Origin of the sequence: Caballeronia sp. ATUFL_F1_KS39 (assembly GCF_023630985.1) — a bacterium.
Lineage (GTDB): Bacteria > Pseudomonadota > Gammaproteobacteria > Burkholderiales > Burkholderiaceae > Caballeronia > Caballeronia zhejiangensis.
This window is the reverse complement of the sequence record NZ_JALQDZ010000004.1, coordinates 252,975-265,539: the sequence shown is the minus strand read 5'-3', so window position 1 is coordinate 265,539 and position 12,565 is coordinate 252,975. Positions and strand designations below refer to the sequence as shown.

The following is a 12,565-nucleotide window of genomic DNA, read 5'->3' as shown; positions in this document are numbered from 1 at the left end:
GCTACCGCTTCGAGCGAACGGGAGAGATCAGCTTCCGGACGCCAGATTCAATATACAAGTAACCAAAGAAAGCAGCTCGACACGCCCGCGGTCACACGCAATTTGGGTAGTCCTCTCGTCCACGGCGGCACTCGCCTAAAGAGTGCCCTCAAAGGACTAACCGGGCTTGGATCGCGCACGGTCTGACAAGCTAGTTTTCCAAGGACACTGGTTCAGCACGAAAGAGGTTCGGCACAGCGCTACGCGCTGCCGCCGGCTATGCAAGGGAAACCAACGTGCGGCGATTGCAGTGAGATGGAGACGTTAGTAGAGAAGCACGCGCGGACCCGATTGACCGGTCGGCCGCGAAGCGGGCCGGAGCTATTTGGTGCTGAACCAGTTCGTTGCGTGCCGAGTGATGGCAGACCGTGCGCGATCCAAGCCCGGTGATTGTGATGAGGGCACTCTTTAGGCGAGTGCCATCGAGAACGAGAGAACTACCCAAATTGCGTGTGACCGCGGGCCTGAAAAGCTGCTTTCTTTGCTTACTTTCTTTGCAGCAGCAAAGAAAGTGAGTGCCGCCCCGCACAGGGGCAACGTTAATAGACCGACACGAAACCGGGATCCGGCGAAAGCCGAAGCCACCGACCAAAAAAAAAGGAACCGCAAGCAAAGGAGACTTCCGCACATGAACTCGCTGAAGGTTCTGCTGATCGGCGCCCACGGCCGCACGGGCCGCCTCATCGCCGAGCGATTGCATCGGCAAGCCATGCCATTCCGCGCAATGCTGCGCAAATCCGCGCACAAGAGCGAGTTCGCGGCGATGGGCGCCGAAATCCTGCTAGGCGATCTCACCAACGACTTTTCTCACGCCTTCGATGACATCACGCATGTGATCTACGCAGCCGGATCGGCGGACAACGAAGGCGTCAACGAGGAACGCGCGATCGATCGCGATGCCGTCATGCGCACCGCCGATTACGCCAGGCGCCGCCGCGTGCAGCAGCTCGTCGTCGTGAGCGCGCTATCCGCACTTCATCCGGCGCGAAGCAGTTTTGCATTGCGCCATTACTCGCGGATGAAGCGCGAAGCCGACGAATACGTCGCGCATCGCGGTGTGCCGTTCGCGGTTCTTCGGCCAGGGCCTTTATCGGACGCGCCGCCGCGCGGGACCATCGCGCTCGCCGACGAACTCACTGAACACACGCCCGAAGTCGCACGCGCCGACGTCGCGCGCATCGCCGTGCGATGTGTGACGCTCGGCATCCGCGACCGATTGATCGCGTTCGTCGGCGGCGACGTGCCGATCGATACCGCGCTCGCTTCGCTCAGCGCGGTCCGTCACGCCACGCCGACGAGCCTGTAACCCACGCCCGTCTCGGTCACGATATGTTCCGGCTGCGCGGGATCGCGCTCCAGCTTCTGCCGCAGATGCGCCATGTAAATGCGCAGATAATGCGGGCTTTCGACATGCGACGGCCCCCACACTTCCACCAGCAATTGCCGATGCGTCAGCACTCGCCCCGCGTGACGCACGAGCGTCGATAGCAGCCGGTATTCGATCGGCGTCAGATGCACGTTTTCGGCGTGCTTCGTGACGCGGCGCAGCGCGAGATCGACGGTCACATCGCCGAAAGTCACGACCGGCGTCTCGCTCGCGGACGCCTGATTGCGCCGCCGCAAATGCGCGCGAATCCGCGCCATCAGCTCGGAAACGCCGAAGGGCTTCGTGAGGTAATCGTCGGCGCCGGCATCGAGCGCGGCGACTTTCTCCTCCTCCTGCGTGCGCGCCGACAGCACGATGATCGGCAGCTCGGTCCAGCCGCGCAGTTCGCGGATCACATCGATGCCGTCGGTGTCCGGCAGGCCGAGATCGACGATCACGAGATCGGGCTTGCGCGTCGCGGCTTCGACGAGACCTTTCTGACCGGTGTCCGCTTCGTGGACCGTCATGCCCTGCGCTTCGAGCGACACGCGCACGAAGCGCCGAATCTGCTTCTCATCCTCGATCAGGACGACGGTAAAGGACGGCTCGCTCATCGGATAGCCGTCCGCGCGGTTTCGCGTCGCTTCACGGCAGAAGAATCGTCGAGCCGGTCGTCCTGCGCGCTTCGAGGTCTTCGTGCGCGCGCGCCGCTTCCGACAGCGGATAACGCTGGCGCACGTTCGTCTTCACTTTCCCCGACGACACGACATCGAACAGTTCCGCCGCCATCGTGTCGAGATCGCTGCGTTTGGCGATGTAGCTGAAAAGCGTCGGCCGCGTGAAATACAGCGAGCCGCGACCGGCCAGCTCCGACGAATCGAGCGGCGGCAACGGGCCCGACGAATTGCCGAAGCTCACGAAAAGCCCAAGCGGCGACAGGCAATCTAGCGACGCGATATACGTGTCCTTGCCGATCGAATCGTAGACGACAGGCACGCCCGCGCCGTTCGTGATCTCGCGCACGCGCTGCGTGAAATTCTCGCGCGTGTAGACGATCGGATGATCGCAGCCGTGCGCCTTCGCGAGCTCGGCTTTCTCGTCGGAGCCGACCGTGCCGATCACCGTCGCGCCGAGCGCCTTCGCCCACTGACACGCGAGCATGCCGACGCCGCCGGCCGCCGCGTGGATCAGCACCGTGTCGCCCGCCTTCACGCGATACGTCCGGCGCAGCAGATATTGCGCGGTCAAACCCTGCAGCATGATCGACGCGGCATCTTCGTAGCCGATCGAATCGGGCAGCTTGACGACGTAATCCGCCGACATCACGCGCTCTTCCGCATAGGCGCCCGGCGGGCGCGACGCATAGGCGACGCGATCGCCCGGCTTGAACTGCGTGATGCCCTCGCCCACCGCCGTCACCTCGCCGGCCGCTTCCATGCCGAGGCCGCCCGGCAGCGGCATCGGATACAGGCCGGTGCGAAAGTACACGTCGATGAAATTGAGGCCCACCGCATGATGCTTCACGCGGATTTCGCCCTTGCCCGGCGCGCCCACGTCCACGTCGACCCACTTCATGACTTCGGGGCCGCCTGCCTTGTCGAATCGGATTGCCTTGGTCATCGCTCGTTCGTCTCCTTTGATCTTCAGGACGCCCGCGCGAAGCGCAGACGCAAGTCGTCGAGAATCATGCGCGCCGTCGCGATGTTGGTCGCGCACGGCACGTTGTGCACGTCGCAGGCGCGCACGAGCGCGTTGATGTCGGGCTCGTGCGGCTGCGGCGTCATCGGGTCGCGCAGGAAGATCACGATGTTCACGCGCCCTTCCGCCAGTTCCGCGCCGATCTGCAGGTCGCCGCCGTGCGGGCCGGACAGCTTGCGCTCGATCTCCAGCCCGTGCGCCGCCGCGATGCGTCCGCCGGTCGTGCCGGTCGCGACGAGATTGCATTGCGCGAGCGTGTCGACGAACTCGCCCGCCAGCGTGACGATGTCGTCCTTCTTCATGTCGTGCGCGATGAGCGCGACGCGTGTGGTCATCGGAGGCTCCGTCTCAGTAGGTGCCGGGATAAGCGCCGCCGTCGATCAGCAGATTCTGACCGGTGATGTAGCCCGCATGCACGCTGCAGAGGAACGCGCATGCCTTGCCGAATTCCTCCGATGTGCCGAAGCGGCCCGCGGGCAGGCTTTGCGCACGGCGCGCCCGCATTTCGTCGATCGAAATGTTCTGCGCCTTCGCCTGCGCTTCCATCGTCACGGCGATACGGTCGGTGTCGAACGTGCCCGGCAGGAGATTGTTGATCGTGACGCCCGTCGATGCGACCTTGCGCGCGACGCCGGCGACGAAACCGGTCAGGCCCGAGCGCGCGCCGTTCGAGAGACCCAGCACGTCGATCGGCGCCTTCACCGACGAACTCGTGATGTTCACGACGCGCCCGAAGCCGCGCTCGATCATCCCGTCGATGGTCGCCTTGATGAGCTCGATCGGCGTCAGCATGTTGCCTTCGAGCGCCTTGATCCACATCTCGTGCGTGAAAGTGCGGAAGTCGCCCGGCGGCGGCCCGCCCGCGTTGTTGACGAGAATGTCCGGCGCGGGACAGGCGGCGAGCGCCGCGGCGTGGCCTTCGGGCGTCGTGATGTCGCCCGCGACGGTCGTCACGGTGACGCCGTAAGTCGAGCGGATGTGCGCTGCCGTCGCTTCGAGCGTTTCCGCCGTGCGCGCGGTGATGACGAGATTCACGCCTTCGGCGGCGAGCGCTTCGGCGCAGCCGCGTCCCAGGCCCTTGCTCGCCGCGCATACCAACGCGGTGCGGCCCGCGATTCCCATATCCATCGTCTTTCCTCCAGTTGTCTTTCGTCACAGATCGTGACGTCTTCGCGCAATTCTAGAAGAATCGGGGCAGCAACGTCGGCGGCGGAAACGCCAAGGCCCGCGCGAATCTTCTTAGGCGTGCGCGGGCTTTTGGGTAAACTGTCGCCACTGTCCGCTCCCCGAGCGTCAGAGGCAGAACATCACACGAGCAGGACGCGCCGCGCGCGAGACCCATGAAACAAGACAGCCGCTTTCCCAATCTCTTCATCACCGATCATCCGCTGATCCAGCACAAGCTCACTCACATGCGCGACAAGGACACGTCGACGCGCACGTTCCGCGAACTGCTGCGCGAAATCACGCTGCTGATGGGCTACGAAATCACGCGCAATCTGCCGCTTACGACCAAGCGCGTGGAAACGCCGCTCGTCGGGATCGACGCGCCGGTGATCGCCGGCAAGAAGCTCGCGATCGTGCCGGTGCTGCGCGCGGGCATCGGCATGTCGGACGGCCTGCTGGATCTCGTGCCCTCGGCGCGTGTCGGGCATATCGGCGTGTATCGCGCGGACGATCATCGTCCGGTCGAGTATCTCGTGCGTCTGCCACCCGATCTCGAAGAGCGCGTCTTCATTCTGTGCGATCCGATGGTCGCGACGGGCTACTCGGCGGTGCACGCCGTCGACGTGATGAAGCGCCGCAACGTGCAAGCCGAAAACATCATTTTCGTCGCACTGGTCGCCGCGCCCGAGGGCGTGAAGGTGTTCCAGGACGCGCATCCGGATGTGAAGCTGTATGTCGCGTCGCTCGATTCGCATCTGAACGAGCATGCGTATATCGTTCCGGGTCTCGGCGACGCGGGCGACCGTCTCTTCGGCACGAGGAATTAAGCGTTCGCCGGAACCATTCCAGCCGCCGCGCGATTCTGCGCGGCGGTTTGCGTTTACGGCTTCGTTCGCGCGAATTCCACGCGATTCGACGGAATTTCGCACGGTTTGCGCCGATTTTCGCGTTCCGGCCCGTGCCACACGGCATTGAGAGCGCACGACGCCATGCTAAAATTTCGGTCTGTTCCTATTCGGGTCAGGCCGGATCGAAACGATCCCCGAGCGAACCCGACCGCGGCCGAGCAGCGCGCGGCAGACAGACACATTCAGCACGACAGCACACTAGGCGCCCGGCAGGTCCGCGCGCGATGGAGAAAGGTAATGGCGGGTCATTCGAAATGGGCCAACATCAAGCATAAGAAAGCCGCGGCCGACGCGAAGAAAGGCAAGGTCTGGACGCGCCTCATCAAGGAAATCCAGGTCGCGGCGCGCATGGGCGGCGGCGAGATCGATTCAAACCCGCGCCTGCGCCTCGCCGTCGACAAGGCCTACGACGCCAACATGCCGAAGGACAACATCAACCGCGCGATCCAGCGCGGCACCGGCGGCGTCGATGGCGCGAACTACGAGGAAATCCGCTACGAAGGCTACGGTATCGGCGGCGCGGCGATCATCGTCGACACGATGACGGACAACCGCACCCGCACCGTCGCGGAAGTGCGCCACGCGTTCTCGAAGTTCGGCGGCAACATGGGCACGGACGGGTCGGTGTCGTTCATGTTCGATCACGTCGGCCAGTTCCTGTTCGCGCCCGGCACGCCGGAAGACAAGCTGATGGACGCCGCGCTCGAAGCCGGCGCGGACGACGTCGTGACGAACGAGGACGGCAGCATCGAAGTGGTCTGCCCGCCGAACGATTTCCAGAAGGTGAAGGACGCGCTCGAAGCCGCGGGCTTCAAGGCGGAACTCGCCGAAGTGACGATGAAACCGCAGACGGAAGTCGAATTCAGCGGCGACGACGCAGTGAAAATGCAAAAACTGCTCGACGCGCTCGAAAATCTCGACGACGTGCAGGAAGTCTATACAAACGCCGCGATCAACGAAGACTGAGCTTTCCGAGCTTCGTAGCGCAGGGGCGCGGCGGCATCGAAGTCCGCCGCGGCCTCGCATGGAACATCTTTCGCTTCGGCTGCCATGCCGGAGCAGCGCCGCACGGCCTTCGCGGCGCGGCATCGCCCGAGGAAGGCGCGTGACGCAGCCGATGTCAGCGCGAGCCGCCTTCGCGACGCCATGACGAGTGTCATACGCGCGCTTTACGGTCGATGCGCCCGCCGCTTTTTCTCAAGCCGCTTTTTGTCAGGATTTCGGGGATTCACATGAAGTTACTCGTCGTCGGTTCCGGCGGCCGCGAACATGCGCTGGCCTGGAAGCTCGCGCAATCGCCGCGCGTGCAGATCGTCTATGTCGCGCCGGGCAACGGCGGCACCGCGCAGGACGAGCGCCTGCGCAACGTCGACATCACGGATCCGGCGGAACTCGCCGATTTCGTCGAGAAGGAACACGTCGCGTTCACGCTCGTAGGGCCGGAACAGCCGCTCGCCGCGGGCATCGTCAATCTGTTCCGTTCGCGCGGGCTGAAAATCTTCGGCCCGAGCAAGGAAGCCGCGCAGCTCGAAAGCTCGAAGGACTTCGCGAAGGCGTTCATGAAGCGCCACAACATTCCGACCGCCGAATACGAGACGTTTTCCGAGCTCGCCGCCGCGCACGCCTACATCGACGCCAAAGGCGCGCCGATCGTCATCAAGGCGGACGGCCTCGCCGCCGGCAAGGGCGTCGTCGTCGCGATGACGCTGGAAGAAGCGCACGCCGCCGTCGATTCGATGCTCGCCGACAACAAGCTCGGCGACGCCGGCGCGCGCGTGGTGATCGAGGAGTTTCTGGCGGGCGAGGAAGCGAGCTTCATCGTGATGGTCGACGGCAAGCACGTCCTGCCGCTCGCGTCGAGCCAGGACCACAAGCGCCTGCTCGACGGCGACAAGGGCCCGAACACCGGCGGCATGGGCGCGTACTCGCCCGCGCCGATCGTCACGCCGCAACTGCACGCGCGCGTGATGCGCGAAATCATCCAGCCGACGGTGCGCGGCATGGAAAGCGAAGGCATCCGCTTTACCGGTTTCCTGTACGCCGGCCTGATGATCGACGCGAACGGCAATCCGAAAACGCTGGAATTCAACTGCCGCATGGGCGACCCCGAGACGCAGCCGATCATGGCGCGCCTGAAGGGCGATTTCTCGAAGGTCGTGGAAATGGCGATCGACGGCAAGCTCGACACCGTCGATCTGGACTGGGACCGCCGCACCGCGCTCGGCGTGGTGCTCGCGGCCCATAACTATCCGGATACGCCGCGCAAGGACGACCGCATCAGCGGCATTCCCGCGGAAACCGAGAATTCGGTCACTTTCCATGCCGGCACGACGCTCACCGACGGCAAGCTCACGACCTCGGGCGGGCGCGTGCTGTGCGTCGTCGGCCTGGCGGATTCCGTGCGCGGCGCGCAATCCGTGGTCTACGATACAGTCAACCAGATCTCGTTCGACGGCATGCAGTATCGGCGCGACATCGGCTATCGCGCGCTGAATCGCAAGCAGACGGCGGAAAAACCCGGCGACAAGCACTGACACGGCGCGGCGCACGCCGCCCAAGCACCCGCGCTGCCGGACCTCGTGTCCGGCAGCGTGCTTTTGAGAGTTTCGATACGAAGGGTTAACCCCTGCCATTCAAGGCCGCCCACAGGGGCGCACGCAGCAATCGATGAGTGAACCGAACCGCAGCGCGGAACAACGCACACAATCCGACGCAGCCCACGATATCGCCGCCGTTCGCGATTATCTGAGGGGCCTGCAGACGCGCATCGCCGATGCGCTCGGCGCCTTCGACGGCACCGCCTTCGCTACCGACGCCTGGACCCGCGAGCCCGGCGCGCATCTGCGCGGCGGCGGCGTGACGCGCATCCTCGAAGGCGGCGGATTCTTCGAGCGCGGCGGCATCGGCTTTTCGGATGTGCAAGGCGACGCGCTGCCGCCCTCGGCGAGCGCGGCGCGTCCGCAACTCGCCGGACGCGGTTTCGAGGCGCTCGGCGTCTCGCTCGTCATGCATCCGCGCAATCCGCACTGCCCGACCGTGCACATGAACGTGCGTATGCTGACGGCGACCAAAGACGGCGAAGCGCCGATCTTCTGGTTCGGCGGCGGCATGGATCTCACGCCGATCTACGGCTACGAGGAAGACGCGCGCCATTTCCATCAGGTTTGCCGCGATTCGCTCGATCCGTTCGGCGCGGAGTTGTATCCGCGTTTCAAGACCTGGTGCGACGAGTACTTCTATTTGAAGCATCGCAACGAGCAGCGCGGCATCGGCGGAATTTTCTTCGACGATTTCTCGGAGCCGGGGTTCGAGCGCTCGTTCGCGATGATGCGAAGCGTCGGCGATGCGTTCCTGAAGGCGTATCTGCCGGTCATCGAACGACGCCGCGACACGCCCTACACGGAGCGCGAGCGCGAGTTTCAGGCGTATCGGCGCGGGCGTTATGTCGAGTTCAATCTCGTGTTCGACCGCGGCACGCACTTCGGCCTGCAAAGCGGCGGACGCACCGAATCGATTCTGATGTCGATGCCGCCCGTCGCGAACTGGCGCTATGACTGGAAGCCCGCGCCCGGCACGCCGGAAGCGCGGCTGTACGAAGACTTTCTGGTGCGCCGGGAATGGCTGTGACGCCCTGCGCCAAGCGCGTCGGCCTGCTCGGCGGCACATTCGATCCGATCCACAACGGGCATCTCGCGCTCGCGCGGCGCTTCGTCGAGTTGCTGCAACTGACCGAGCTCGTACTGCTGCCCGCCGGACAGCCGTGGCAGAAGGCGGGCGTATCGGCGCCGGAGCATCGGCTGGCGATGACGCGTGCGGCGGCGGCATCGCTTTCGCTCGATGGCGTGCAGATCGTCGTCGCCACCGATGAGATCGACCGCCACGGCGACACGTACACCGTCGACACGCTCGCGCACTGGCGCGAGCGCGAAGGCGCGGACGCGTCGATCACGCTCTTGATGGGCGCGGACCAGTTGGTCAAGCTCGATTCGTGGCATCAGTGGAAGCGGCTCTTCGACTACGCGCACATTTGCGTGGAAACACGCGCCGGCTTCGACGTCGCGACGCTGCCCGCCCCGGTCGCGGCCGAATTCGAAGCGCGCCGCGCATCGCCCGACGTTTTGCGCGGGAGTCCGCACGGTCACATGCACATCGACGAAATGCTGCTACTCGACGTATCCGCCACGGCGATCCGCGAAGAAGCGCGTTCGATGAACGGTGCGACCGACGCCCGCGCGCAGGTCCCATCCGCCGTATGGGACTATATTGTTCAACATCACCTGTACCAGACATCGTAACTATGGAACTTCAGAAGCTGCAACGCGCGATCATCGACGGTCTCGAAGACGTCAAGGCGCAAGACATCAAAGTGTTCAACACGACCCATCTGACGTCGCTGTTCGACCGCGTGGTCGTGGCGAGCGGCACGTCCAACCGCCAGACCAAGGCGCTCGCCAACAGCGTGCGCGAGAAGGTCAAGGAAGCGGGCGGCGACATCGTCAGCACGGAAGGCGAAGAGATCGGCGAATGGGTGCTGGTCGACTGCGGCGACGCGGTCGTGCACATCCTGCAACCCGCTCTGCGTCAGTACTACAACCTCGAGGAAGTCTGGGGCGACAAGCCCGTGCGCGTGAAGCTCCAAAGGCCGAACATGTTCGGCGGCGCGAGCGTCACCGCCGATGAAGACCAGGACGACGAAGACGACGCGCCCGCCGTCAAACGTCCCGCGCGGAAGACCGTGCGCAAGCACTGACACCGCTTCGTTTCATGAAGCTGGTCATCCTCGCCGTCGGACACAAGATGCCCGACTGGATCACGAATGGCTTCGACGAATACGCGAAGCGCATGCCGCCCGAACTGCGCATCGAGCTCAAAGAGATCAAGCCGGAACAGCGCTCGTCGGGACGCAATGCCGAGAGCGTGATGGCGGCCGAAAAGCAGCGCATCGAAGCTGCCTTGCCGAAGAACGCGCGCGTGGTCGCACTCGACGAACGCGGCCGCGACTGGACCACGATGCAACTCGCGAACGCCCTGCCCGGCTGGCAGCAGGACGGGCGCGACGTCGCGTTCGTGATCGGCGGCGCGGACGGGCTGCATCCGGAGGTGAAATCGCGCGCGGAACTGATGCTGCGCATTTCGAGCCTGACGTTGCCGCATGGCATGGTGCGCGTGCTGCTCGCCGAACAGCTTTACCGCGCGTGGAGCATCACGCAGAATCATCCCTATCATCGCGCTTGAGGGTGCTTCGACGCTGGATCGAATGCCCCGCGCGTCATTCGAATCCACGTCACGATGCCGACTCATCCCTACGTTTATCTCGCCTCGCAAAGCCCGCGCCGTCAGGAGTTGCTTCTTCAACTGGGCGTGCAGTTCGAACTCCTTCTTCCCCGTGCCGATGAAAACGCCGAAGCGCTCGAAGCCGAGTTGCCCGGCGAAGCCGCCGATGCGTACGTCGTGCGCGTGTGCGCGTTAAAGGCAAAGGCCGCGCGCGCGCGATTGCTCGCTGGCGGCTTCGCGTCCGCGCCGATTCTCGTCGCCGATACGACCGTCACCATCGACGGGCTGATTCTCGGCAAGCCGCTTCACGAAGAAGACGCCGTCGCGATGCTCGAACGCCTCGCAGGCCGCGAGCATGAAGTGCTGACGGCGCTCGCCGTCGTCGATGCCGATGGCGCGTTGCTGGAACCCGCGCTCTCGCGCTCGCAAGTGCGTTTTTCGAACGTCGACCGTGCTGCGCTGCAACGCTACGCGGCATCGGGCGAGCCGCTCGGCAAGGCGGGCGCGTACGGCATTCAGGGCCGCGCGGCCGAGTTCATCGAGCGAATCGACGGGTCCTATTCGGGTATCATGGGTCTGCCCCTTTTCGAAACCGCTGCTCTCTTGCGCCTGGCGCGCGTCGCATTCTAAACAGGCCATGAACGAAGAAATCCTGATCAACGTCACACCCCAGGAAAGCCGCGTCGCACTGGTTCAGCAAGGCGCCGTTCAGGAGCTTCACGTCGAGCGCACGCTTTCGCGCGGGCGCGTCGGCAACGTCTATCTCGGCAAGGTCGTGCGCGTGCTGCCGGGCATGCAGTCCGCGTTCATCGACATCGGTCTCGAGCGCGCCGCGTTTCTTCATGTGGCGGATATCTGGCATCCGCGCATCGCGGGCGAGCCGCATAACTCACAGCCGCATACGCCGATCGAAAAGATCGTCTTCGAAGGTCAGTCGCTGATGGTGCAGGTCGTGAAAGACCCGATCGGCACCAAGGGCGCGCGCCTGTCGACGCAGGTGAGCATCGCGGGACGCACGCTCGTGTATCTGCCGCAGGAGCCGCATATCGGCATCTCCCAGAAGATCGAGAGCGAAGCGGAGCGCGAGGCCGTGCGCGCGCGACTGACCGCCGTCCTGCCCGCCGACGAGAAAGGCGGCTACATCGTGCGGACCATCGCCGAAGACGCGACGAGCGAAGAACTCGCGGCCGACGTGGCGTACTTGCGCAAGACCTGGGCGACGATCGTCGCGCAAGCGCAGCGCGTGCCGCCCACCACGCTGCTCTATCAGGATCTGAACCTCGCGCAACGCGTGCTGCGCGATTTCGTCAACGACGAAACCACGCGTATTCAGGTCGATTCGCGCGAGACGTTTCAAATGCTCGCGGATTTCGCCGCGGAGTTCACCCCGGCGGTGGCGTCGCGTCTGCATCATTACACCGGCGAGCGGCCGCTCTTCGATCTGTACAACATCGAGGCGGAGATTCAGCGGGCGCTGTCGCGGCGCGTCGATCTGAAGTCGGGCGGATATCTGATGATCGACCAGACCGAAGCGATGACGACCATCGACGTGAATACGGGCGGGTATGTCGGCGCGCGCAACTTCGACGACACGATCTTCAAGACCAATCTCGAAGCCGCGCATACGATCGCGCGGCAACTTCGTTTGAGGAATCTCGGCGGGATCATCATCATCGATTTCATCGACATGGAGAATGTCGAGCATCGCGATCAGGTGCTGGGCGAGCTGAAGAAGGCGCTCTCGCGCGACAGAACGCGCGTGACCGTGAACGGCTTTTCGCAGCTCGGGCTCGTCGAGATGACGCGAAAGCGCACGCGCGAGTCACTGGCTCACGTGCTGTGCGAGCCGTGTCCGGTGTGTCAGGGCAAAGGTCAGGTGAAGACGCCGCGCACCGTCTGCTACGACGTGCTGCGCGAAATCATGCGCGAGTCGCGGCAATTCAATCCGCGCGAGTTTCGCGTGGTGGCTTCGCAGCAGGTGATCGATCTGTTTCTGGAAGAGGAATCGCAGCATCTGGCGATGCTGATGGACTTCATCGGGAAGCCGGTTTCGCTGCAGGTGGAGAGTAATTTGAGTCAGGAGCAGTATGACATCGTGTTGATGTAGCCTCGC

Annotated in this window: 14 protein-coding genes; 10 read left to right on the top strand and 4 right to left on the bottom strand. The window is 64.2% G+C overall.

Going from position 1 to position 12,565, the window contains the following annotated elements; translation table 11 throughout:
• Nucleotides 1–667: 667 nt before the first annotated feature.
• Nucleotides 668–1,345 carry an SDR family oxidoreductase gene (locus NCR93_RS04765; RefSeq protein WP_008350614.1) on the top strand — a complete coding sequence of 226 codons (678 nt, stop codon included), beginning with the start codon at nucleotides 668–670 and terminating at the stop codon, nucleotides 1,343–1,345.
• On the opposite strand, the gene kdpE is transcribed toward NCR93_RS04765, so the two are convergent.
• From kdpE to NCR93_RS04745, 4 genes are read right to left on the bottom strand one after another with little or no spacing between them, the layout of a single operon-like run.
• Nucleotides 1,321–2,019 (bottom strand): two-component system response regulator KdpE, encoded by a 699-nt coding sequence (gene kdpE, locus NCR93_RS04760; protein WP_008350616.1) that lies wholly within the window; start codon nucleotides 2,017–2,019, stop codon nucleotides 1,321–1,323. The two genes, NCR93_RS04765 and kdpE, sit on opposite strands and share 25 nt — an antisense overlap.
• A gap of 31 nt (nucleotides 2,020–2,050) precedes the next feature.
• Nucleotides 2,051–3,025, bottom strand: a complete 975-nt coding sequence (locus NCR93_RS04755) for a quinone oxidoreductase family protein (protein ID WP_008350618.1) — start codon at nucleotides 3,023–3,025, stop codon at nucleotides 2,051–2,053.
• A gap of 23 nt (nucleotides 3,026–3,048) precedes the next feature.
• The gene (locus tag NCR93_RS04750) at nucleotides 3,049–3,438 is read right to left on the bottom strand and encodes a methylglyoxal synthase (protein ID WP_008350620.1); all 390 of its coding nucleotides are present in this window, start codon (nucleotides 3,436–3,438) and stop codon (nucleotides 3,049–3,051) included.
• Nucleotides 3,439–3,451: 13 nt separating this feature from the next.
• Nucleotides 3,452–4,231 (bottom strand): SDR family oxidoreductase, encoded by a 780-nt coding sequence (locus tag NCR93_RS04745; RefSeq protein ID WP_008350622.1) that lies wholly within the window; start codon nucleotides 4,229–4,231, stop codon nucleotides 3,452–3,454.
• Between the two features lie 212 nt (nucleotides 4,232–4,443).
• Between NCR93_RS04745 and upp the strand changes: the two genes are divergently transcribed.
• The 9 genes from upp to rng all read left to right on the top strand — a co-directional run bounded on the left by upp (nucleotide 4,444) and on the right by rng (nucleotide 12,559).
• Nucleotides 4,444–5,097, top strand: a complete 654-nt coding sequence (upp, locus tag NCR93_RS04740; protein ID WP_008350624.1) for a uracil phosphoribosyltransferase — start codon at nucleotides 4,444–4,446, stop codon at nucleotides 5,095–5,097.
• A 318-nt stretch (nucleotides 5,098–5,415) separates the two neighbouring features.
• Nucleotides 5,416–6,144, top strand: a complete 729-nt coding sequence (locus NCR93_RS04735; RefSeq protein ID WP_008350627.1) for a YebC/PmpR family DNA-binding transcriptional regulator — start codon at nucleotides 5,416–5,418, stop codon at nucleotides 6,142–6,144.
• 266 nt (nucleotides 6,145–6,410) lie between these two features.
• The gene (purD, locus tag NCR93_RS04730) at nucleotides 6,411–7,712 is read left to right on the top strand and encodes a phosphoribosylamine--glycine ligase (RefSeq protein ID WP_008350628.1); all 1,302 of its coding nucleotides are present in this window, start codon (nucleotides 6,411–6,413) and stop codon (nucleotides 7,710–7,712) included.
• Nucleotides 7,713–7,845: 133 nt separating this feature from the next.
• Nucleotides 7,846–8,805, top strand: coding sequence for an oxygen-dependent coproporphyrinogen oxidase (gene hemF / locus NCR93_RS04725; protein WP_008350629.1), 960 nt, complete (start codon nucleotides 7,846–7,848; stop codon nucleotides 8,803–8,805).
• Nucleotides 8,796–9,473 carry a nicotinate-nucleotide adenylyltransferase gene (locus tag NCR93_RS04720; RefSeq protein ID WP_008350630.1) on the top strand — a complete coding sequence of 226 codons (678 nt, stop codon included), beginning with the start codon at nucleotides 8,796–8,798 and terminating at the stop codon, nucleotides 9,471–9,473. Before hemF ends, NCR93_RS04720 begins: the two co-directional genes overlap by 10 nt.
• 2 nt (nucleotides 9,474–9,475) lie before the next feature.
• Nucleotides 9,476–9,928, top strand: coding sequence for a ribosome silencing factor (rsfS, locus tag NCR93_RS04715; protein ID WP_175981889.1), 453 nt, complete (start codon nucleotides 9,476–9,478; stop codon nucleotides 9,926–9,928).
• Nucleotides 9,929–9,942: 14 nt separating this feature from the next.
• Entirely contained in the window at nucleotides 9,943–10,413 is a 471-nt protein-coding gene (gene rlmH, locus NCR93_RS04710; protein ID WP_008350632.1) for a 23S rRNA (pseudouridine(1915)-N(3))-methyltransferase RlmH, read from the top strand.
• Between the two features lie 54 nt (nucleotides 10,414–10,467).
• Entirely contained in the window at nucleotides 10,468–11,082 is a 615-nt protein-coding gene (locus NCR93_RS04705; protein WP_008350633.1) for a Maf family protein, read from the top strand.
• 7 nt (nucleotides 11,083–11,089) lie between these two features.
• Nucleotides 11,090–12,559, top strand: a complete 1,470-nt coding sequence (gene rng, locus NCR93_RS04700) for a ribonuclease G (RefSeq protein WP_008350634.1) — start codon at nucleotides 11,090–11,092, stop codon at nucleotides 12,557–12,559.
• Nucleotides 12,560–12,565 lie beyond the last annotated feature (6 nt).